Annotated in this window: 19 protein-coding genes; 9 read left to right on the top strand and 10 right to left on the bottom strand. The window is 38.2% G+C overall.

Annotated elements, in window-relative coordinates:
- Window positions 1-21 precede the first annotated feature (21 nt).
- From ACYT6F_RS18830 to ACYT6F_RS18820, 3 genes are all read left to right on the top strand, one after another.
- Window positions 22-732, top strand: a complete 711-nt coding sequence (locus ACYT6F_RS18830) for a DUF6261 family protein (RefSeq protein ID WP_472599143.1) — start codon at window positions 22-24, stop codon at window positions 730-732.
- 120 nt (window positions 733-852) lie between these two features.
- Window positions 853-1,446, top strand: a complete 594-nt coding sequence (locus ACYT6F_RS18825) for a TonB-dependent receptor plug domain-containing protein (RefSeq protein ID WP_472599142.1) — start codon at window positions 853-855, stop codon at window positions 1,444-1,446.
- A gap of 2,078 nt (window positions 1,447-3,524) precedes the next feature.
- Window positions 3,525-5,153 carry an NADP-dependent glyceraldehyde-3-phosphate dehydrogenase gene (locus tag ACYT6F_RS18820; RefSeq protein ID WP_472599141.1) on the top strand — a complete coding sequence of 543 codons (1,629 nt, stop codon included), beginning with the start codon at window positions 3,525-3,527 and terminating at the stop codon, window positions 5,151-5,153.
- A gap of 525 nt (window positions 5,154-5,678) precedes the next feature.
- Here the strand turns inward: ACYT6F_RS18820 and ACYT6F_RS18815 are convergent.
- Window positions 5,679-6,509, bottom strand: coding sequence for an alpha/beta fold hydrolase (locus tag ACYT6F_RS18815; RefSeq protein WP_472599140.1), 831 nt, complete (start codon window positions 6,507-6,509; stop codon window positions 5,679-5,681).
- A gap of 264 nt (window positions 6,510-6,773) precedes the next feature.
- Between ACYT6F_RS18815 and ACYT6F_RS18810 the strand changes: the two genes are divergently transcribed.
- Together ACYT6F_RS18810 and ACYT6F_RS18805 are read left to right on the top strand one after the other, a co-directional pair.
- A complete protein-coding gene (locus ACYT6F_RS18810) occupies window positions 6,774-7,280 on the top strand; it encodes an RNA polymerase sigma factor (RefSeq protein WP_472599139.1) in 507 nt (168 codons plus the stop codon).
- Between the two features lie 10 nt (window positions 7,281-7,290).
- On the top strand, window positions 7,291-7,887 hold the full coding sequence (locus ACYT6F_RS18805) for a hypothetical protein (protein WP_472599138.1): 597 nt from the start codon (window positions 7,291-7,293) through the stop codon (window positions 7,885-7,887).
- A 31-nt stretch (window positions 7,888-7,918) separates the two neighbouring features.
- Here ACYT6F_RS18805 and ACYT6F_RS18800 read toward each other — a convergent pair whose 3' ends face one another.
- Both ACYT6F_RS18800 and ACYT6F_RS18795 read right to left on the bottom strand, forming a co-directional pair.
- Window positions 7,919-8,482, bottom strand: a complete 564-nt coding sequence (locus ACYT6F_RS18800; protein WP_472599137.1) for a YdcF family protein — start codon at window positions 8,480-8,482, stop codon at window positions 7,919-7,921.
- A 12-nt stretch (window positions 8,483-8,494) separates the two neighbouring features.
- On the bottom strand, window positions 8,495-10,030 hold the full coding sequence (locus ACYT6F_RS18795) for a S41 family peptidase (RefSeq protein ID WP_472599136.1): 1,536 nt from the start codon (window positions 10,028-10,030) through the stop codon (window positions 8,495-8,497).
- A gap of 133 nt (window positions 10,031-10,163) precedes the next feature.
- On the opposite strand from ACYT6F_RS18795, the gene ACYT6F_RS18790 reads away from it, so the two are divergent.
- Window positions 10,164-11,264 (top strand): MBL fold metallo-hydrolase, encoded by a 1,101-nt coding sequence (locus tag ACYT6F_RS18790; RefSeq protein WP_472599135.1) that lies wholly within the window; start codon window positions 10,164-10,166, stop codon window positions 11,262-11,264.
- Here the strand turns inward: ACYT6F_RS18790 and ACYT6F_RS18785 are convergent, their stop codons facing one another.
- The 7 genes from ACYT6F_RS18785 to ACYT6F_RS18755 form a co-directional block, all read right to left on the bottom strand.
- Complete coding sequence (locus ACYT6F_RS18785) at window positions 11,265-11,552, bottom strand: GNAT family N-acetyltransferase (protein WP_472599134.1); 288 nt, start codon at window positions 11,550-11,552, stop codon at window positions 11,265-11,267.
- Window positions 11,553-11,850: 298 nt separating this feature from the next.
- The gene (locus tag ACYT6F_RS18780; protein ID WP_472599133.1) at window positions 11,851-12,081 is read right to left on the bottom strand and encodes a hypothetical protein; all 231 of its coding nucleotides are present in this window, start codon (window positions 12,079-12,081) and stop codon (window positions 11,851-11,853) included.
- 268 nt (window positions 12,082-12,349) lie between these two features.
- A complete protein-coding gene (locus tag ACYT6F_RS18775; RefSeq protein ID WP_472599132.1) occupies window positions 12,350-13,519 on the bottom strand; it encodes a lanthionine synthetase LanC family protein in 1,170 nt (389 codons plus the stop codon).
- Between the two features lie 154 nt (window positions 13,520-13,673).
- Entirely contained in the window at window positions 13,674-13,883 is a 210-nt protein-coding gene (locus ACYT6F_RS18770; protein WP_472599131.1) for a class I lanthipeptide, read from the bottom strand.
- A 27-nt stretch (window positions 13,884-13,910) separates the two neighbouring features.
- Window positions 13,911-14,804: a thiopeptide-type bacteriocin biosynthesis protein gene (locus tag ACYT6F_RS18765; protein WP_472599130.1), complete on the bottom strand. Its 894-nt coding sequence runs from the start codon at window positions 14,802-14,804 to the stop codon at window positions 13,911-13,913.
- 13 nt (window positions 14,805-14,817) lie between these two features.
- Window positions 14,818-16,974 carry a lantibiotic dehydratase family protein gene (locus tag ACYT6F_RS18760; RefSeq protein WP_472599129.1) on the bottom strand — a complete coding sequence of 719 codons (2,157 nt, stop codon included), beginning with the start codon at window positions 16,972-16,974 and terminating at the stop codon, window positions 14,818-14,820.
- Window positions 16,975-17,014: 40 nt separating this feature from the next.
- Window positions 17,015-18,247, bottom strand: coding sequence for an alpha/beta fold hydrolase (locus ACYT6F_RS18755; protein ID WP_472599128.1), 1,233 nt, complete (start codon window positions 18,245-18,247; stop codon window positions 17,015-17,017).
- A 269-nt stretch (window positions 18,248-18,516) separates the two neighbouring features.
- On the opposite strand from ACYT6F_RS18755, the gene ACYT6F_RS18750 reads away from it, so the two are divergent.
- The 3 genes from ACYT6F_RS18750 (at window position 18,517) to ACYT6F_RS18740 (ending at window position 21,750) form a co-directional block, all read left to right on the top strand.
- Window positions 18,517-19,410 (top strand): helix-turn-helix domain-containing protein, encoded by an 894-nt coding sequence (locus ACYT6F_RS18750; protein ID WP_472599127.1) that lies wholly within the window; start codon window positions 18,517-18,519, stop codon window positions 19,408-19,410.
- Window positions 19,411-19,498: 88 nt separating this feature from the next.
- Entirely contained in the window at window positions 19,499-20,500 is a 1,002-nt protein-coding gene (locus ACYT6F_RS18745; RefSeq protein WP_472599126.1) for an aldo/keto reductase, read from the top strand.
- Window positions 20,501-20,559: 59 nt separating this feature from the next.
- Window positions 20,560-21,750 carry an MFS transporter gene (locus tag ACYT6F_RS18740; RefSeq protein WP_472599125.1) on the top strand — a complete coding sequence of 397 codons (1,191 nt, stop codon included), beginning with the start codon at window positions 20,560-20,562 and terminating at the stop codon, window positions 21,748-21,750.
- Window positions 21,751-21,814: the final 64 nt, after the last annotated feature.

Raw genomic sequence — 21,814 nt, 5'->3', positions numbered from 1 at the left:
CAATAAAAACACATTTTAAGTATGAAAATCTCATTAGTGAGGCTGAGTACCAAAAATCTGGCTACTCTTGCCCAGCGAATTATTTCGAATGCGCAATCAGGAAAATATCCTGTAATTTCCAACCATCCTCTCGTATCATCGATACAGACTTCTTATGCAGCCTATGATGAGGTCTATACCAAGCAGATCTACAGCGGAAAAGGAACAGATGTTGCCAGTGCCGATCAGCAGCGCGACGTTGCTTACACCAGCCTCAAGGCATTTCTGAACGGTTACCGAAAGCTTTCCACGGCGGTCAATTATAAGCTGGCCGAAGATCTGTACCAGGTATTTAAGCAGTTCGGGCTGGATCTTGACCGGCTGAGCTATTCGTCCCAGACTGCCCAGATGAAAAAGCTGATCGAGGAACTGGAGCTTCCTGAAAATAAACAGAAAATTACCGCACTTTCCCTGGATGCAGCATTTAACGAGATGAAAGCGAAACATGAAGCTTTTGAACTGATCTTTGCCAATCAGGCGGAGGCCAATGCAGACCTCCGGCAGATGTCCAGCGCATCGGCTATCCGAAAGGTTCTTGAGAAACACCTGAAATCGTATTTCAATCTCCTGACGGCCATGAAGGAAGTGTCCGGATGGGAGCTTTTCTACAACGATGTGAACGAACTGGTAAAAGCGGCCAAAAATTCTTCATCCGGAAAAGACAAAGACGACGACCGGCCTAAAAGCGAATAGCTTCATCAACTCAGCACTGCGCTGGGTTTTTTTATGATGGTACGGAAAGATTATGGGAAATAAATGTTATCATTTCCAACCTTTTCAGCGGGCACTGCATCTTTATAAGAAAAGTATGCTATGAAACTAACGATACCGACCCCATGTCATGAGAACTGGGAGGAGATGTCCCCGGCTGAACAGGGAAGATTCTGCTCCGTATGCGTAAAAACCGTACAGGATTTTACCGCCCTTCCCGATGAGGAAATTATGGAAACCCTTTCGCAAAATACTGAAAATGTCTGCGGCCGTTTTACAACGTCACAGCTGAACCGCGACCTGCAGTTTTCCTATATCAACACGCTGTTGGCAAAGTTTGCGGTAGGCTTTATCCTGACCGCCGGAGGGTTTACCGCTGTTAAAGCCCAGCAATGCGAGCCTAAGAAAGACAGTAGACCGGAAGACACAACGAAAGGAAATGTAGAGTCGGTGGTCGTAAAGGATTCTGTTAAACACAGGAGTATGGTGGTAGGAGGACTGCAAGCGGTAAGCATCAGAACCAATGCTCCTCTTTATGTGGTTGATGGAAAGGTAATGAGTGAGAAGAGATTCAGAAAAATTGATTCACAGCATATTGAAAGTGTACGGGTGTTGAGGGGAGAGGCTGCGATTGCCGCTTATGGAAGGAAAGCGAAATACGGTGCCATCGTAGTGACGATGAAGGTAAAACGGTGATCTTGAAAACAATGAATGATTGTTTTGAAGTGTTGTTGTCATTCTGGACATAGCGGAGCGCCGTGAAGAATCTTACTTTATTTCCGTTTAGTTTGTCATGCTGGAAGCATCTGGACAATAATTTGTTGTGCGTGTGTTGCATTGTTTAGATCCTTTACAGGATGACAATAGAGATGATAGTTTAAAAACAATGAATGTTTGTCTTGTGTTTTGGTGGATTGTAGTGATGGACGTTTCGAAACCACCCCGTCAAAATTTTTTCAAATTTTTGCCACCCCTCCAAAGGAGGGGAATTTTTATGTTGGTAGATATATTAGCTCTGTCATTCTGAACAGAGCGCAGCGCCGTGAAGAATCTTACTTTATTTCCGTTTAGTTTGTCATGCTGGAAGCATCTGGACAATAATTTGTTGTGCGTGTGTTGCATTGTTTAGATCCTTTACAGGATGACAATAGAGATGATAGTTTAAAAACAATGAATGTTTGTCTTGTGTTTTGATGGATTATAGTGATGGACGTTTTTAATCATCCCGTTAAAAATTTTTTCAAATTTTTGCCACTCCTCCAAGGGAGGGGAATTTTTATGTTGGTAGATATATTAGCTCTGTCATTCTGAATAGAGCGGAGCGGCGTGAAGAATCTTTTTAACCGCAGATTTCTCAGATTTACACGGATGATTATGTGTTTATTCTGGCGGATGAGATTCTTCCTTCGTCAGAATGACAGTAGGTTCCTTACAGGATGACAAACAGGGATGGTGTTTTTTTTTAACAATGATACTTGTTTGGTGTTTTGATGGATTGTAGTGATGGACGTTTTTAACCACCCCGTCAAAAATTTTTTCAAATTTTCGACACCCCTCCAAAGGAGGGGAATTTTTATGTTGGTGGTATATTGTTTTGTCATGCTGAACAGAGCGGAGCGGCGTGAAGTATCTTTTTAACCACAGATTTCTCAGATTTGCACGGATGATTGTGTGTTTATCCTGGCGGGTGAGATTCTTCCTTCGTCAGAATGACAGTGGATTCTTTGCAGGATGAGAAGTAGGAAATATTGTTGAAACAATAAATGATTGTTTTAAAGTGTTGTTGTCATTCTGAACAGAGCGGAGCGGCGTGAAGAATCTTTTTTAACCGCAGATTTCTCAGATTTGCACGGATGATTGTGTGTTTATTCTGGCGGATGAGATTCTTCCTTCGTCAGAATGACAGTGGATTCTTTGCAGGATGAGAAGTAGGAAATATTGTTGAAACAATAAATGATTGTTTTAAAGTGTTGTTGTCATTCTGAATAGAGCGGAGCGGCGTGAAGAGTCTTTTTAACCGCAGATTTCTCAGATTTACACGGATGATTGTGTGTTTATTCTGGCGGATGAGATTCTTCCTTCGTCAGAATGACAGTAGGTTCTTTACAGGATGAGAAGTAGGGAATATTGTTGAAACAATAAATGGTTGTTTTGAAGTGTTGTTGTCATTCTGAACAGAGCGCAGCGGCGTGATGAATCTTTTTAACCACAGATTTCTCAGATTTACACGGATGATTGTGTGTTATTTTGGCGGATGAGATTCTTCCTTCGTCAGAATGACAGTAGGTTCCTTATAGGATGACAAACAGGGATGGTGTTTTTTTTTAACAATGAATACTTGTTTGGTGTTTTGATGGATTGTAGTGATGGACGTTTTTAAACCACCCCGTCAAAAATTTTTTCAAATTTTCGACACCCCTCCATGGGAGGGGAATTTTTATTGTGTTGGTGGTATATTGTTTTGTCATGCTGAACAGAGCGAAGCGGTGTGAAGTATCTTTTTAACCACAGATTTCTCAGATTTGCACGGATGATTGTGTGTTTATCCTGGCGGATGAGATTCTTCCTTCGTCAGAATGACAGTGGATTCTTTACAGGATGACAATCGGGACTTGTGATTTTGAATGTGCAAAGTAAAAGCATCAGCAATGGTATGTTAATTTTATTTCAAATAGAGCAAATCTATTAATTCACTCTTTTTAAAATCAATTTTTAGGTCTACCTTTATTCTATTCAAATAAATAACATTAAACAGTAATACAATAAAAAGATCTATGGAATCATCAAGCACCCCTTTATTTCACGAAATATTCAAACCCTACAGCGAAATTCCCGAAGAGTATAAAGTTCCCGAAATCCACCAGCGTGAATATCTTCTCAATGGTGAGCTGGTAGCCTGGAGCGGAGACGTACAGGAAATCTATTCACCGGTATGTATTCCCACAGAAAACGGTCCGCAGCGGAAGCTTCTGGGAAGTGTTCCCAATATCGGCCCGAAGGAAGCAATGGAAGTGCTGGAGGCCTGCGTAAAAGCTTATGATAACGGACTGGGAGAGTGGCCGACGATGTCGGTGGAAGGAAGAATCAAATGTATGCAGAAGTTCGTGTACCTGATGATTCAGCAGCGGGACGTGATCATCAGGCTGCTGATGTGGGAAATCGGAAAAACACTGGCGGATTCTACCAAAGAGTTTGACAGGACGGTAGATTATATCAACCAGACTATTGATGCGTTAAAGGATCTTGACCGCGAGTCGTCCCGTTTCCAGCAGGCAGAGGGTACCATCGCACAGATCAGAAGAGCGCCTTTGGGAGTTGTTCTCAGCATGGGACCTTTCAATTATCCTTTAAATGAAATATTTACGACGCTTATTCCCGCCCTGATTATGGGAAATACGATTCTGTTTAAACTTCCCAAGCATGGTGTTCTGGCACATTATCCTTTGCTGAATGCTTTTAAGGAAGCTTTCCCGAAAGGCACGGTCAATACATTATACGGAAAGGGTTCTGAAATTATCACCCCGATTATGGAAAGCGGAAAGGTGAATGTGCTGGCTTTCATAGGTTCCAGTAAGGTGGCGAATGGTCTGAAAAAGCTTCATCCGAAGGTTAATCGTTTACGTGCTATTTTAAGTCTTGATGCGAAGAATGCAGCGATTGTTACCAAAAATGCCAACCTTGACGTTGCGGTGAATGAGTGTATCCTGGGATCGCTTTCTTTTAACGGACAGCGTTGTACGGCGCTTAAGTTAATTTTCGTACAGAAAGATGTGGCGGAAGAATTTACCCAAAAGCTGACGGCTGCTGTTGCGGCGATGAAACCGGGTCTTCCGTGGGAGAAGGATGTTAAAATAACCCCGCTTCCTGAAGTCAATAAGCCGCCTTACCTGAAAGAATGTATTGATGATGCGAAGTCAAAAGGCGCTAAAGTTCTTAATGAAAATGGCGGTTTTAATGAGGCTTCTTTCTTCTTCCCGGCGGTGGTTTATCCCGTAAACAGTGATATGAAGCTTTATCATGAGGAGCAGTTCGGGCCGGTGATTCCGGTGGTTCCTTTCGAGAGTATCGACGAACCGATCGAGTACCAGGTGAATGCAGACCACGGAATGCAGGTGAGCATTTTCAGTGAAGATCCATTGGAAGTGTCGAAACTGATTGATCCTTTCGTTAATCTTGTAAGCCGTGTGAATATTAACTGTCAGGCTCAGCGTGGCCCGGATGTTTTTCCTTTTACGGGAAGAAAAGACAGCGCGGAAGGTACGCTTTCGGTTTTTGATGCGTTGCGTTCATTCTCGATTCGTTCTCTGGTTGCCGCGAAAGTAACGGAATCGAATAAGAATCTTCTGAATACGATCGTACGGGATCATGATTCTAATTTCCTGAGCACGGATTATATTTTTTAATATTAAGTGATGGGCTTTGTCATTTTGAATAGAACGGATGGTGTGAAGAATCTTTTTTAACCACAGATTTCGCGGATTTGCACGGATGATTGTGCGTTATCATGAGGAGATTTTCCTTCATTATAATGACAAAAGAAAATTTGTTGAAGCAATGAATGCTTGTTTTAATCGTATGGTGAATAATTGTGAAGAGCGTTTAAACCACCCCGTCGTAAATTCTTTGAATTTCCGCCACCAGTGCCTCTGTGCTTTTTATTTATAATTATTTATAAATAGAATCGGCGAATCTCGTTCCTCGATTTCCAAAGGAGGGGAATTTTTATTGTGTTGTTGAATGTGTTGATTTTCTCTCATTCTGAACAGAGCGGAGTGGCGTGAAGAATCTTTTTTAACCACAGATTTCTCGGATTTGCACTGATGATCATGCTAAAGATCGTGTAATTTACATCATAAAATAAATCCGCAGCAACAAAGGTGCTGCGGATTTTTGATTGATGAAATCAAAACATATATTGAAGAGAATTGTTATTGCGAGGTAAGAAATCTGCTGATGATCACGTTGAGTTCTTCGGCGTGGGTCACGTTGAGACCGTGCGGTGCGCCTTCTATGATCATGAAATCGTTGTTAAGAATTCCATTGGCGGCCTGTTTTCCGGCAGTGTCAATCGGAACGATATTATCGGAATCTCCGTGTACGATAAGTGTTTTTACCGTTACGTTTTTCAATTCGGGACGGAAATCGGTGTTGGCCCAGCTTTCCGCACATTTTATGGTAGCGATGGGATTGGCGAATGATGCAATAGCCCAGTCGTAATCGAGCTGCTTCTGGCTGACTGCTTTTGAAAGCAGTCCTACATTGTAAAAATCTTTATGGAAGGATTCCAGGAAGGTGATGCGGTCTGTTTTCAGAGCGTTCATAATTTCATCAAGCTTTTCCTGAGGAACACCGTCGGGATTGTCATCTTTCTGTTTTACCAAAGGAATAATGGATGAAATTAACGCAACTTTATCGATGTTTTCGGTTCCGTAATTGGTGAGGTAACGCACTACTTCGCCACCACCCATTGAGAACCCGAAAAGGATCACATTTTTAAGATCAAGCTGCGTGATGATTTCATGAAGATCCTGCGCAAGTCCGTCATAATCGTAACCGTTAAGGCTTGGCGATGATTTCCCGAATCCTTTTCGGTCATAGGTAATAACCCGGTAGCCGAGATCCAGCAGGACAGGAATCTGCATTTCCCACGATTTTCCGCTTAACGGCCATCCGTGAATTAAAATAATGGGTTGTCCGGATCCTAAATCTTCATAGTAAAGTTCGACGTTTTGATCGTCCTGTTTTGTAATAAAAGGCATATTGATATTTTTTTGGTGTACCACAGAAGTCACAAATATTAAGCCATAAACACCATTCAGTTTATGTAATCATTGTCATGCAATATCCGTTGAATGCCTGCCGGCTCAGGTTTTTTGCAGTGAAGGGCAGAAGATGTATCGGGAACTTATTGATCAGCTGGATGAGTATATTGTTGTAAAAATTAATTTATTATTAAAAAAAAGCTGACATTCGCTGTAACATTTTTAAAAGGTTGTTACTAACCTCACAGAGCGTTAGAAATTATGGTCTCAACAGAACAGGATTTTTTAGATAAAATGGAAAAACATAAAGGAATCATTTTCAAGATTTCTAAAATGTACATGGACGATAAAGACGACCGTGATGATCTTTTCCAGGAAATTACCTACCAGGTCTGGAAGGCGTATCCCGGTTTCAAAGGTCAGAGTGAATTTTCTACCTGGCTTTACCGTATTGCGTTAAATACAGCCATTATCTTTCTTAAAAATGAGAAAAAAAGAAGCTTCATCAGTAACGGCTCTTACACCGAATACAAGATTGCCCATGAAGAATTTAGTAATGATAAAGAAGAAAAGCTGAATGAAATGTACAAAGCCATCAACCAGCTGAATCCTATTGACAAAGCTTTTATTTTCTATTACCTAGAAGATTTTTCCGGAAGAGAAATTGCAGAACAGATGGGAATTTCGGAAGGAAATGTACGGGTGAAAATGAACCGCGCCAAAAATAAACTTAAAGATATTTTAAACTCCAATACATCATACCATTAAATCAACTGTCATGAATATAGATGAATTAAAAAATGCCTGGAATCAGGACGATTCTTTTGAAGAAACCCCGGAAATAAGTATGGAACAGAAGAATAAAATCAATCTTCCGCTGGAAAAGATCCGCCGCAATATGCGCATGGAATTCTGGTCTACGGTAGGGATTTTTGTTTTTGCTTTCGGTGTAATTGCTTTATCTCCCGGTCCGTTTAAATTTAAATTTTATATTACCATACTGATCGCTTCGATGGTTTTTGTAACTTTCTTTTTTTACAGTCAGTTTTTTAAACTGTATAAAAATATGAGCAGTCCCATGATGAAAACCTACGACAGCCTGAAAGACTTGCTGCACCAATTCCAGCTGAATAAGCAGTATTATCTCTCTTTTTATCTTTCTTTTGTTCCGTTTCTGGTATGTGAGATTATTATTGTTCTCGAATTTATTCCACGGCCGGTACCTTTGTCAGATACGAAAATTGCAAGCATTCTTATCGGCAGTATTGTAATTGTAATGCCTTTGCTTTTTGTAATCGGAAAATGGTGGTTTAAGAGGTTGTACGGAAAATACATCATCCAGATTGAGAATCTTGTAAATGAGCTTAAACGATAGTTTCGGCGGGCTGAAAGCCCGCCGAAACCTTTTATTGTGTATAATATGCCGGAAATTCTCTTATAATAGAGTATACATCTCTCCATTCAAAATATTCAGGACTTACACTCCTTACATTTTCAAAGCCTTTATCCCGGAACAGCTTTTTGGTTCTGGTGACATGGAAATATTGTGAAACAACAGTAAGGCTGTTGAAAGGAATCTGTTTTCTTAGTGCTAAAGTATTTTCGACACTCGCTCTGGTATTGTTTCCGAGATTGTCAACAACTATTAGTGAATCGGGAATGCCCTGGTTAATAAGAAACTCTTTCATTTTATCGCCTTCATAAAAACCTTCTTTTCCCAGTCCGCCGCTTACCAGAATTCGCTTTACACGTCCGGCTTTAAATAATTGTACCCCGGTTTTGAGCCGCATTTCGAGCCGTTTGGACAAAGTGCCGTCTTCATTGACCTTGCTTCCCAGTATAACGGCAAGATCTGCTTTTTTACCATTGTCAGAAAGTCCGTCAGAAATGATAAATACTGTGTGTCCTAAAAACCAGACAGCAACCGTAAAGACCAGTATTTTAATTACTTTTAATATGTTTTTGACCACTGGTTTAATATGTTATTTCGCAGTTTTTTCTTTTTTAATTTCATTGAGAATCCAATTGAGCTGTGGGTCTTTTTTATGGATTATATCGTCCATTGTTTCTTTAATCGTGATATCGGGAACCACGCCTTTTTTGGTATTTGTAGGGGTAATATCCGGCTGTACAAAAACAAGTCCGATGGGAAGATCAATCCTGGAATTGGGAAGTGTCTGGTACGAATAAAATCCGGCTACCGTCCCGTCATTGGCGCCTCCTGTCTCCTCACCGACAAGGGTTGCTCTTTTATCATTTTTAAGCTTGGAGGTAAGAATCGATGACGCTGAAAAACTCGCTCCGTTAATCAATACGAATATTTTACCTCTGAAAGCATTCTTATCGGGTTTTGACCGTTTATCCGCTTTTATTTTATAGTACACCTTTCCGTCTTTTTTGTAAGTGCTGAAAGTCTGCGCAAAGAAAAAAGCAGGATAGGTAAGGGTTTTCAATGTATACTCCAAGACATTGCTCTTGCGGAAGTAATTGGTCTTTAAAGGTGTTGTTGCGGAATTTACCTCAGAAGGCTTAATCAGAATATACGGATCCGGAGACAGATAGGAATACAGTTTATGAATCTCTTCCAGCGAGCCTCCGTAATTATTTCTTATATCAAGAATAAGATAGGATGAATGTGCATCTTTAATCTTTTCAAATGCGTTTTTGTAAAACCGGGCTGAATAAACCCCCGAAAAACTTTTTACCTGAATGTAGGCAGTGGTGCTGTCCTTATCCAGAAACCTGAAGTTTCTGTTGTATGAGTCACTTAAAGCTACATAATCATTAATCTTTTTCTCGTCGGTTCTTTTCTTGTTTTCTTTTTCTTTTTTAAGATCCTCCCCGGATTTGGATTCCCGGGTCAGCTGATAGATTTTCTTTTTTCCTTTATAAACGGTTTCAATGCGGGCCTGATTTTGAAAGCCTTTTTCTGCCACGTAATAACTGAAAAAGAGGTCTTTGAGGAAATACGGTTTAAAAGTGGTGTTGAATCCGTCGGTACTGATGAGCTTCCTGTATCTTTTAATATAATAAGAAACAGGTATATGATCAATGGAAAGAATCTCTGTTCCGGGCTTAATATTTTCAACAGAATCTTTATTTCCGATAATAAAAAGGCGGTTATCCTGAATGTAGTAATCGAAGCGGCTGAACATTCCTTTTTTATTCTCCAGGGATTTGATTTCTTTTTTTGTAATCCTTTTGGAAGGAATTCTCAGTGAAAGATGCCCTTCACGAATGTCGGAAACCACCGGCTGGAGCTTAAAATAAAACTGAAGCGGTGTAATGGGCTTATCAATGGTATTTTTGATACTGTCAAATTTACGGTCAAGCTCATGCTTTGAAATATACCAGAAAAGATGAGGGTGCATCTCTTTAATCTTTGAATAAGCAAAATCCACATCTTGCTTCAGTTTTTCCGGCGGAATACAGATTTTCTGCCGTTCGTTATGTTTCCGCACCGATCCGCAGGCCGTGATTAACAGAAGAAAAAACAGTAGGAAATAATTTTTCTGCACTTTTTTAGTTCAAAATTAAAGTTTTCGTCATTACGTTGCGAAAAAAGGCGTAATATTTTCATGTAAAATTAAAGGTTTTATCCTGACCAACCGTCATATTGAATATTATCACTCATTAACATTTATCTGAAAAATGATCTACATCTTCATCAGCCTGGCTGTTTTACTTGTTTTACTGTATTTTATCATTACCGGACAGGAGGTCTTCGGCTCGGAAGCAAGGGGAGAGCGACTGCTCAAAATACAGCGTTCCAAACATTATAGCAATAAGCAGTTCCAGAATATTTCTAAAACTCCGGCGCTGGCAGAAGGTTATTCCATGCCGAAAGTGATGTCTAATTTTCTGTTTAATAAAAAGAATCCCCATCTAAAACCTGTGGCCGGAATTCCATCGATACATACCAACCTTAAAAATCTTCCTAAAGACCAGGATGTTTTTATCTGGCTCGGGCATTCATCATATTATATTCAGACAGACGGCGTTTCATTTCTTATCGATCCGGTGCTGAGTTCATACGGTTCCCCGTTTAAGTTTTTTAATAAGGCATTTTCGGGAGCAGATATTTTTAAACCTGAAGATATTCCTTCCATTGATTATCTTGTCATCACCCACGATCATTATGACCACCTTGATTATCCGACTGTAAAGTCGATCCGAAACAGAGTGGGTAAGGTTATTCTGCCTTTGGGAGTCGGAGCACATCTGGAGCGGTGGGGATATACACCTGAACAGCTTATTGAGGAGGATTGGGGAACTGCAGTTGACCTGCAAAATAATATCAAAATTATATTTACCCCAGCCAGACATTTTTCAGGCAGGAAGGTAAAAAGAAATGTCACCTTATGGACTTCCTATGTTTTGATCACTCCTACGAAAAGATTGTTTCTCGGCGGTGACAGCGGCTATGACACTCATTTTAAAGAAATCGGGGAGAAATACGGTCCGTTTGATTATGCTATTATCGAAAACGGCCAGTACAATGAGGCCTGGAAATATATTCATGCATTGCCGGATGATGTGATTCAGGCAAGTATTGATGTGCAGGCCAAAAATATCATTCCGGTACATTCGTCAAAGTTTGCCCTTGCGCTCCACGCATGGAATGAACCCCTGAAAAAAGTCACGAGTCTTGCTGAAACTAAAAATCTTTCAGTTTTAACGCCCATGATCGGGCAGCCCGTAGATCTTAATATAGCCGAGCATCATTTTGACAAATGGTGGGAAACCGAATAGCTATGCGTGCCAGATGTTTTTGTAGCGTGAAGGATGATTTTCAAACTGTCGCCGTACAAAATCACATTCGGGGTCTATAAGAAGATCTTTTTCTTCTGCGTACCGCACCAGCTCGTCCAGCAGCATTTTGGCATAGCCCTGGCCTTCAAAATCTTCATTAAGCTTAGTGTAATAAACGATCAGCAGTCTGCCATCAACCTCGATAGACATATAGCCGGATTTTTTCCCTTCTATTATCATCTGCAACTCATCCTGATACGGAGATACTTCAAATTTTATATTTTCCATAGTATTGAGATTTTCGGTGTTAATGAAATGATATGAGAATTTCTTCATTTAAAATTACAAATTAAAAACGATATGTAAAATCTACGAGAAATTATCATTATCAAATCATACCATTTTTATGCTTCTTACGGTGACGGTTATTTTTATCTTAGGATCTATTATGAGTAAATCCTGAAAAGTTTCATAAGTATTTTACAAAGTCGGAAATGATTACAGAATGTATGCTCATTTCAGATATATAAAAAAACTGCTACATGAAATGTAGCAGCTTTTTTTGAAATTAAGTCAATTTCATTAATTAAAGTTCCATTGTAGGCGGAGTTGGAGTTGGAGAAGGAGACGGTACCTGCGGACCACTACTTGTAATAGGACAAGTGTTTGTAAGATTTGTAGTTGCAGTTGCAGTACAAGTATCGGCACAAGTCCATCCTGTTTTACTGCAGTTAAAGATGCTTGTAAACATCTCTTTTCCTCCCTGGATGTTCTGCATGTCTTCGTTTGTAAGTTTTGTAATGCTCTTTTTGTTCAATGAAAGTTTTTTGTTTTTCATAGTAATAACTTTTAAAATGTTAATTATTGTTTTTGTTTGACTTTATAAAAATAATTAAAATATTTCATATAATAATGATTTAATTAAAATATTTTTTCACTTTTTTTAGATTTATGTTAGTGTTATCAGTTTAATGATATCAATGCATTAATGAAATAAAATTAATAATAATATTTCATATAAAAATGATTTAATTATATTTTTTTTGTCACTTTTTTTGGATTTAATATGGCCTGTATAATATAATCTAGGATATAAAAAATAATTGCATCCATTCATCATCTTCGGTACGGTCACTGGAGAGTAAAGTAAGGTTGATCCCAATGATCCCGTCAATAATACTGTGTTTTTTTTCTATGAATTGATCATTGAAACCTGGGTTGTCTAGATATTCGAAGGTTTTGTCAAGCCAAAAAAGCTGCGCTTCCTTATATTCAGGGAGAGGGCTGTATTGATGTAGCTTTTTATACATCATTACTACACCCGAAGTTCCGTGGCAAAAGTAAGGATCGGTGATCATAGAATCTTCCGGCGTTCTTTTTCTGGTGGTAGCTTTACCTGCTTCATCTGCAAAGGCTTTCCAGCGAGTTTCTTTAAAATATTCTGCAGTTTTATAGATTAATATAAGAGGTCCCAGGTCTCCGTAACACCAAGCTAGCCGGGGGTAAATCTCTTTTTTATCTTCTTTAAAATTCACTACGGAATAAAAAGCACCGCCCAAGCTTTCGTTCGGAAGAGTATAGGTGCTATTGTGCAGCAGGAATTCAACACCTTTTTTAATGGTGTCTTCAACGATTTTTTTGTGCTGGGTAACTTCTATACTTTCAAAAAGAATCAATAACATTCCTGTTAAACCATGTGAGAGACTCAGGTTGGCAACTTGTGAATCTTTTTCTTTACTTTCAACAAAATTTTCAAACCATATTCCCTCATTTGAGGACTGTGCTTTTTGGCAAATAGCCAAAATTAAATCGTCTAAGTGCCGGCTGCTTCCTCTGGAGATAAAATAATAAATAATCCCGAATGCTCCATGCAGACAATCGATTTTATTCTTTAAAATATCATCCATTGCACTTTGATAAAGATGTAAATCAATCTCCTGAAATTCTTCTTCAATATCAAATTCCAGATCTAAAACAGGATTGAGTGCATTGACAAGATAAGTAAAGCTAGCGAGACCGCTGCCATAAGCATTTCCTACAAGTACAGCTTCATTGTTATTCATCCTGTCGAAAATATCAGAAAGGATTTCGATGGCTTTGTCTTTATATTCTTCTTTTCCGAGTGTTTTATAAAGTACGGAATAATAGTACGAAATGGCTGAGTTGCCATGCAAAAGGCAATCGTATTTTGATTCTGAGGATTCAATAATTTGATGAATCTGTTTAAATTTTTCAGTTATAGTTTGCTGCATCATTATTTCGGTAAGACCTGCTAAATCGTGATCTGGCAGTAGTTATAAATAGTTTTATTCCGTTTTAATACCTGTGGACAACATTCAGAATGACAGAAAGTATCTTTCTGATATTGAAAATTATCCACAGGATGATCTTTAAAATTAATAAGACTTCTTATGGACAGGTATAAGAAATTGTTGTAGGCCCCGGACAGTATTGGAAAGTAATCTCTGGTTGTGTAGTAGTTACCGGATCTATACATTTCACTTTCGAATTGCAGTTGAAAATACTTAAAAACTGTTCTTTTCCTCCCTGTACGTTTTTCATGTTTTCAGGGGTTAGTGTTGAGATGTTTTTCTTGTTTAGTGTGAGTTTTTTTTTCATAATTAAAAAATTAAAAAGTTCAACGTTTTATGCTTGCTTTTGTTTATCTGTAGTAAGGTATTTCTGCTGAGAAATCATGCCTTTGTAATGCTTTGACAGTAAAAAATAGAGCATTAGCTCAAAAAGCCTGTTTTTTGAAGGGAAAATTCTGTTCATCATCATGTGAATGTAACTGGACAAATACACATGAATGGAAACATTATTCTCATGACACTTTTGGAGCAGTTTTTCGGCAGTTGCGGTGAATATTTTATCCTGCTTTTTTATCGAATTATAAAATACAGCTGTAAGATTTTCATCATTTTCCGTTATGATTTGATCTATTGCTTTCCTGTTGTCTCGGTAAATGCTGTTCAACTGTTTGGAATTGAATTCATTGAAGCCAAATTCGGATTTAAAGGATTCACTCATTTGGGTGATGACTCCTTCTTTAATTTCCAATTGATTATCAAGAAATTTATTGAGATAATAATCTATGTTTTTCATAGCAATCTTCCATCGGGCTTCTTCGTCAGGAAACTCCAAAATCTCTTTTAGAATAGAAAGGCAATTCATGCTATCGGCCTGGAAAAGGGTTTCTACATCATCAATGAGGTATGGATTGTATCTTTCCATTTCTCTTGTATAGGTGGAGATTTCATATTTCCAAACAATATCGTTTGCAATAAGCTTTTCGGTACTTTTATAGAAAAATTCGCTTATCTGCTGGCTTACTGCCATATCAGAAACATGAAATCTTATTCTCAGGTGAAACCCCGGATCATTGTACCGAATAAAGAAGAACTTATTTATAGCCTTTTTTGAAAGTAACTTTTTTACAAATGGAAATAATTTATTTACCAGAAACTGATCGGCATGAGAAGAGCTTATATAAAGTTTGTAGTATATCCAGGGTGATCCCGGTGGAAAGTTTGTTTGCATTGAGGTCATGTTTTTAGCTTTTATATAAAGATAAATTGAATTGGTTTCTGTAAACATTATCTTTCAGGTCCTTTACGGCGGCGCAGTTGTCTTTGAAGATAAATTCTTTTACCATAAAAAAGTTAGTCTTGTCTATAAGGTCCCAGAGTATCGGGGCGTAATCTTCCTGAAGAAGATTGATGTAGAGTTCATTGTCTCCGTATGCCTGCACAATTTCATCAGGAAGGTGATAATATTTTTTAAATTTTGTCAATACATTATCCTGCGTTAGATCTGGATTTTCTTTTTTGAATTTCTGGACATTAATATTCCATTTGGCGAGAGAAATAATAACATTCTTATACCGGATCCGAGGCACATGATCCAGTTCGAAATCTGGTAGCTGAAATGCCGTCATCAGCTTGTCCTGATACTGAAGATCTCCTAGGAATTTAAATATCGGAAGATCTGCAAGAGAATAATTGTAGGCATTCGTATGATATATTTTTATTTCTTTGTTAAGCTTTTTAGATTTTATAACAATTCTGTTATTTCTTATGCTGATGGTAAGATCGGATATTGGAATTTGAAACTCTTCTTCTTTGGAAGATTTGCTGAGACAGGTTATTTCATACTTTCTCATGTCCTGAGGTCTTATCATTACATTACCTGTTCTGGGATTTGGAAGATAGTACAGCTCTGCATTTAGCGTATTGGCATTTACCTGCTCTTCGTAAAGAGAGATGTTTTTTACAAGGTGACCAATATCTTGGTGAAGATGGGAAAATCTGGACATCATTTTTGCCCCGGAATTATCCCCGAAGAAGCTTAGGAAAATCAAATCATCATCCAGAATTTCAAAGAAACATGATGCTGTAGTGTGTAGGAAATTATCTTCATTTTTATCAAAGTCATCTTTTTTCAGAACAACTTCATTTGTTCCGTTGCGAACCGAATCCAAAATTTTATTGAGGAGAACTCCTTCATATTTTGTATTCCAAACCTTGAAATTTTGCTGGTTATTCTGGGTAGGAATATAGAGCCCTTTTATTAAGCTATTGGTGTAATCGTCGTGTTTTGAAGGGTACCCTATTCCGATGTCGTTATCCATAACCTTAATAAGGTCTACTTCGCGGTCTTCATATCTTTCATAGAACTTTGTTTTGAACTCGGTAATGTTTACATGAGGATGAGCAGAAGGGCTGATGCTGATGCAGAAATTAACGGCCTCCATCACTTCATTAATAACCTTTTTGCTGAGTTTTGCCCGGTCGTAATGAACGAAGGTATCCACCTGGAAAATCTTATTAAAATCAAATTCAATATCAAATTTTTTAAGATTTTCAATAACGGATTCATACATGGGAATTACATTCATTTCGGTATCGCTGGAGTTTATTGTTTTAATCTCCTTACAAATAGCATCAAGGATAGTAATGATTGTATGACCCGGGTTTAATCTGGCTTTAAGAATTTCGAGAATCGCAAGAATATTATCAGACTGTGTGAGAGAAGGGGTCAGCTCACTTATAAGCAGACGGGATTCGATGCATTCCGTTACAAAATCGTAAACCTCTTCTACAGACAGATTTTCGTCCAATGAAGCAATATATTCCACAATGGCTTTTTTAGAAATTCCCTTTTTGCTTTTCAGTAGAATTTTATGGAGATAGTACGATTTATCAACAGACGAAACTTCAAGAATATACCTGTTTTTATCGAGCTTATTTTCAAGATATCTCAGCTTGCTGTCGATGTTGTAAATACTGTCATTTGGATAATAAAAAATTTCATTGCTGATAAGAGGATCCTTTTCCAAAAACTCTACGATGCTGCAGACTACAGCCATATCCAGCCTTGCCTTTCTGCTGATGCTGTTTCCGAAAACAATTTCAGAATCTTCAGGTGTCGCTTCACAAACAGAAACACCAGAAAAAAGACCGAAAGGCGTAGTCCGGGTCTGCATACGCATTTTATATTTTTTTAAGGTACTTTCAATTCTTTTCCGTTCTTTTTCATTTTTCAAACTATTGTTTTCATATTTTAACATTTCTTCATATAAAGTTCTCGAAGCGATGTAGATCCCTTCCCTGAAAAGGGCATCCTGATAGTTTAACTCAATTGGGTTCTGATTGAAAGGTAACAGCGGTGTTCGGATTAAAAATTTGTCAAATGCTTTATAACTAGGCATGTCTTTCCTGATTAAATTGGTTATTGTTTAAATTGAATTGTTATTTTTTTAAGAACTCAATGACAGTTTTATTAAATTCTTCCGGGACTTCTTTCGGAGCTTCATGCCCTGCGTTTTTAAATACTTTTAAAGTTGAGTGATTAATGTTTTTTGCAATGAGTTCAGTGTGAGATAATTTAATGAAGTCGTTTTCAGCAGTCATCACAAGTACCGGAATTGTAATCTTATGAAGATCCTTGACGGTAAGATGAGGTTCTGTAATCAGTAAATTGGTTAATTTATATTCTATATTCTCCTTTCCGATATTCTGTTTTCTGAAATCCGACATTCTTTTCAACAGAATATCATTTATCTTTTTATCGACAGATTCATCATTGTTATATAAAATGGCGGACATCAGTGCCAGTTTCGAAACTCTTGACGGATATTGCTCGGCCATTATCAAACCGGTATTTGCGCCGTCGCTCCATCCGAGGATGCGGGCATTTTTTATCTCCAGTTTTTCCATGAGCAGATCGACGTCTTTGGCGAAGAGCTCGTAAGAAAGAACATCTTCGTTACATGAAGATTTTCCCTGGCAGCGCGTATCTATGGCTATTACATGAAAATATCTGGCAAATTCTTTTACCTGTTTTTCAAAGGAAAACATAGATTCGTTATTTCCGTGGAGTAAAATAAGATCGGGGCCGGTTCCGTAAGATTCGTAATATAATTTCACACCATTGATATTTTCATATTTTCCGGCAGCAGGGTTGTCTCCAAGGATGTATTCCTGGTTGGCGTTACTGTTATCAATGAGAAATGAAGGATCTCCTTTATATCTTTCGTTTTGTGATACGCTTATTTTTGCAGGTAGATTTTGTTCGCTGAAATACCAGTTGCCTAAATTTCCCGTGCTGAAGTCAGAATGATAAATAGACTCTGAAATCTTACCGCTTTTTATGCTGAGCTCAATATTGCTGAAGTAAAATTTCCCCTTCCCGGAAAAATAAAAGCCTATAGCCAGGAATTCTGCATTTTTATCAACGGTTCCGGAGATAATGTAGTCAAACCACTGCCCGTCTTTGTAAGAATCTGACATTTGCTGAAGATCAAAAATGGGTTTGCCAATCATCTTGCCGTCCTTTAGATTAAAAGCGGCAAGTACAGCTCCGGTATTACTGTTGGATCGTTCAATAAATGCTTTTGAAGAATAGGTGAATTTTTTCCCCTGGTAGTTTTTCACATCGATCACCTGGTATACAATTGATGCCTCATTGTTTGCTAATATCATTATCGGTATTAAAAAAAATAAATATATCGTTAACCTGGTTAATAATTTCACTTTTTGGTGTTTTAATTGAAGCAAATTACAAAAAAAAATGATATCAGTGCATTTTAATTCTTTAATTCGTGAATTTTAACACTTTTAAAATAATCTGCTTTTTGTATGCATTATAGGTCGCCTTGTTTTGATATGGTATGAATGAATTAATTTATTTCAATCGAAAGTTTTTTTCCTTATGGTGCTTATGAATTGTTTGAATTTTATAATTTTGCTCCATGGAATCTAACGAAACAATAAAAGGTTTTTACAAACGGATAGGACTGCAGTGTATTAAAACACCCGGAGTAGGCCACTTCAATGTATTTTCGCGCGAAAACTGTTCTTTGATAACACCATATAGCAGAAGGGATTATTATAAGATTTCATTGATCATAGGCAAAGGAAAGCTCCATTATGCTGATAAATGGATTTATGTAGACCGTCCGGCATTACTGTTTTCTAATCCTTTAATTCCTTATTCCTGGGAAGCAGAAGATAAAGACCAGAAGGGATATTTCTGTCTTTTTACCGATCATTTTGTGCATGACGGGAACCGTTTGGGAAATCTTCAGGATTCACAGCTTTTCAAAATAGGCGGAACTCCCGTTTTCTTTATTAATGAGGAACAGCAGAAGACCGTTGCGGATATCTTCATCAAAATGATGGCCGAGATTCAATCGGATTATCTTCATAAATATGACATGCTCCGGGCCTATCTTCATCTTCTGATTCATGAAACCATGAAGATACACCCCGCAGAAAATTTCGAGCCGTACCAAAACGCTTCACAGAGGGTAGCTTCTTTATTCATGGAGCTGCTGGAAAGACAGTTTCCTATTGACAGTCCTGAAAGGTTTTTAAAATTAAAAAGTCCAGTTGATTATGCAGAAAGCTTATCTATTCATGTTAATTCTTTAAACCGTTCCGTAAAAGAGATCACAGGAAAAACCACCAGTCAGCAGATTGCGGCGAGGATTATTCAGGAAGCCAATGCATTGCTGAAGCATACGGACTGGAATATTTCAGAAATTGCGTATGGTTTGGGTTTTGAAGAACCGGCTTATTTTACCAATTACTTTAAAAAACAAACCGGAATGTCACCCAATGCAGTAAGAATTGCAGTTGTTTGAATTTTATAATTCTTCGTTTGAATTGTATATTGAATAGAAAGTCCGGCTGCTATAATTTTGTACTGTAAATTTTAAATCACAAGCTATCATGAAATTTAGAACATTAGGAAACACAGGAGAGCAGCTGTCTGCCATTGGATTGGGATGTATGGGAATGAGCTTTGCTTATGGACCTGCAGATGAGCAACAGAGCATCAGCACGCTTCATAAAGCACTTGATTCGGGAATAAACTTCTGGGATACCGCAGATATGTACGCCAATGGCGATAACGAGAGACTTATTTCGAAAGTTTTGGTGCCGAACCGCGATAAAATTTTTATTGCTACCAAATTCGGATTTCGTTTTAAAAATGAAACGGCGGGACACAGCGGATCTCCGGGAACGTATTTTGACGGCTCACCGGAGTGGATTAAAAAAGCTGTGGATCTGAGTCTTCAACGGTTGAAAATTGATGAAATCGATTTGTATTATGCACACAGGGTCGACCCTAATATACCTGTTGAAGAAACCGTAGGAGCGATGGCGGATCTTGTAAAGACCGGTAAAGTGCGTTACTTAGGATTATCGGAAGCTTCTGCAGAATCTATTAAAAAAGCAGATAAAATCCATCCGATTACTGCGCTGCAATCAGAATATTCTCTGCTGACAAGAGGCATCGAAAAAGAAATTCTTCCAACGCTCAGGGAACTGGGAATTACTTTGGTGCCATATTCTCCGCTGGCAAGAGGGTTTTTTTCAAATATTACTGAAGCCCGGCATTTCGGTGATGATGATTTTAGAAAATCCCTGCCTCGATATCAGGATGAGTTTCTTGAAAATAATAAAAATCTTGCGAAAGAAATCAATGAATTTGCTCAATCTAAAGGCGTTAAAGGTACTCAGCTGGCATTAGCATGGGTGCTGAATCAGGGAGAAGACATTATTCCTATACCGGGAACAAAGCGCATCCCATATTTAGAAGAGAATATCGCAGCATCAAATATTGAACTTTCTGTTGCTGATCTGGAAACAATTGATTCGATTTTAAAAAAATATCCAAACGTCGGCGCACGATATAGCGAAGGTGCCCTGAGACTGGTCAATAACTAAAATGTTTTCCTTTCAGATTTCAATATAAGACAGAATCTGGATTTTACGAGTTTATAAAAATGGTTACACTTAAAGAAAAAAATAAGTTTATTGCGACGATTCTGGCATTTGCTGTCATTCCGATGTCGGGTCTTGCAACAGACATTTATCTGCCGTCTATGCCAAGTATGGCAACAGAGCTTCAGCAGCCTGAAAGCAATATTCAACTGACGCTTTCCATATTTTTAATCAGTTACGGTCTGACGCAGTTTTTTGCAGGAAGTATTGTAGATTCATTCGGTAGGTATAGAATTACAATGCTTTCGCTTAGTTTGTTTGTCGCATCTTTTTTAATTACAGCAACCACTCACAATATTTTTGTGATTTACGCCATGCGTGTTTTGCAGGGAATACTTTCGGGGTTTGCCGTAGTGGCCAAAAGGGCATTTTTTGTAGATGTCTACGAAGGAGAGCAGCGTAAACATTACCTCAGCATCATGACAATTGTCTGGTCGGTAGGTCCTATCATTGCGCCTTTTATCGGAGGATATTTACAGAAAAATTTCGGATGGCAGTCGAACTTTTATGTATTGGCAGGCTACAGCTTACTGTTGTTAATTCTGGAATTTATTTTTTCAGGCGAAACATTGAAGAAAAGAAATCCTTTCCATCTGCAATTTCTTATTAAAGAATATAATACGATGTTCAAAGCAAAAGATTTCTTTTACGGGATGATTATGTGCGGACTGAGCTATTCAATGATTATGTTCTTTAATCTGTGCGGTTCATTTATTATCGAGCATAAAATGGGCTATTCTGAAGTGGTGGCAGGTTATGTATCGCTGATTCTGGGATTTGCCTGGATGGCCGGAGGGTTTTTGGGAAAAGCACTCATCAATAAAGCTTTTTTACCCAAAATACGAAATGCCAATTTTATCCAGTTATTTTTAATTATTTTAATGTTTGTTGCATCCTATTTCTCCAACAATATTTACAGTCTGGTTGCCTTTGCATTTTTGATACATGTTACGGCAGGATTTATATTTAACAATTATTTCTCTTACTGTATCGGGAGATTTCCAAATTCTGCGGGTATTGCAGGCGGTCTTACCGGTGGTGTTGCTTTTATCATCACCTCGGCCATCAGCTACGGAATTGTTGCAGTGATAAAACCTCAGATTCAGCTTGAGGTTGCAGAAGGATATTTCGTGCTGGGAATTTTAGGATTGTTTATTTTAAGCATGATTAAATTAAGAAAGGCACATGCTTAATTGTTAAAGATTTTTTGCATCAATAGGAATGGTCAATGTCATCCTAAGCTTGTTTAAGGAAGCC

It is taken from the genome of Chryseobacterium sp. NG-CE01 (genome assembly GCF_055695505.1).
The sequence above is the reverse complement of the archived record's forward strand: the minus strand, read 5'-3'. Positions and strand labels throughout refer to the sequence as shown.

What these genes read in the sequence shown, in the direction of transcription:
- ACYT6F_RS18750 (WP_472599127.1), top strand. Translation starts at nt 18,517, where the DNA reads ATGGAATCTAACGAAACAATAAAAGGTTTTTACAAACGGATAGGACTG.
- ACYT6F_RS18775 (WP_472599132.1), bottom strand. Translation starts at nt 13,519, where the DNA reads ATGATGCAGCAAACTATAACTGAAAAATTTAAACAGATTCATCAAATT.
- ACYT6F_RS18830 (WP_472599143.1), top strand. Translation starts at nt 22, where the DNA reads ATGAAAATCTCATTAGTGAGGCTGAGTACCAAAAATCTGGCTACTCTT.
- ACYT6F_RS18810 (WP_472599139.1), top strand. Translation starts at nt 6,774, where the DNA reads ATGGTCTCAACAGAACAGGATTTTTTAGATAAAATGGAAAAACATAAA.
- ACYT6F_RS18820 (WP_472599141.1), top strand. Translation starts at nt 3,525, where the DNA reads ATGGAATCATCAAGCACCCCTTTATTTCACGAAATATTCAAACCCTAC.
- ACYT6F_RS18765 (WP_472599130.1), bottom strand. Translation starts at nt 14,804, where the DNA reads ATGCAAACAAACTTTCCACCGGGATCACCCTGGATATACTACAAACTT.
- ACYT6F_RS18755 (WP_472599128.1), bottom strand. Translation starts at nt 18,247, where the DNA reads ATGATATTAGCAAACAATGAGGCATCAATTGTATACCAGGTGATCGAT.
- ACYT6F_RS18745 (WP_472599126.1), top strand. Translation starts at nt 19,499, where the DNA reads ATGAAATTTAGAACATTAGGAAACACAGGAGAGCAGCTGTCTGCCATT.
- ACYT6F_RS18790 (WP_472599135.1), top strand. Translation starts at nt 10,164, where the DNA reads ATGATCTACATCTTCATCAGCCTGGCTGTTTTACTTGTTTTACTGTAT.
- ACYT6F_RS18770 (WP_472599131.1), bottom strand. Translation starts at nt 13,883, where the DNA reads ATGAAAAAAAAACTCACACTAAACAAGAAAAACATCTCAACACTAACC.
- ACYT6F_RS18785 (WP_472599134.1), bottom strand. Translation starts at nt 11,552, where the DNA reads ATGGAAAATATAAAATTTGAAGTATCTCCGTATCAGGATGAGTTGCAG.
- ACYT6F_RS18760 (WP_472599129.1), bottom strand. Translation starts at nt 16,974, where the DNA reads ATGCCTAGTTATAAAGCATTTGACAAATTTTTAATCCGAACACCGCTG.
- ACYT6F_RS18815 (WP_472599140.1), bottom strand. Translation starts at nt 6,509, where the DNA reads ATGCCTTTTATTACAAAACAGGACGATCAAAACGTCGAACTTTACTAT.
- ACYT6F_RS18825 (WP_472599142.1), top strand. Translation starts at nt 853, where the DNA reads ATGAAACTAACGATACCGACCCCATGTCATGAGAACTGGGAGGAGATG.
- ACYT6F_RS18740 (WP_472599125.1), top strand. Translation starts at nt 20,560, where the DNA reads ATGGTTACACTTAAAGAAAAAAATAAGTTTATTGCGACGATTCTGGCA.
- ACYT6F_RS18805 (WP_472599138.1), top strand. Translation starts at nt 7,291, where the DNA reads ATGAATATAGATGAATTAAAAAATGCCTGGAATCAGGACGATTCTTTT.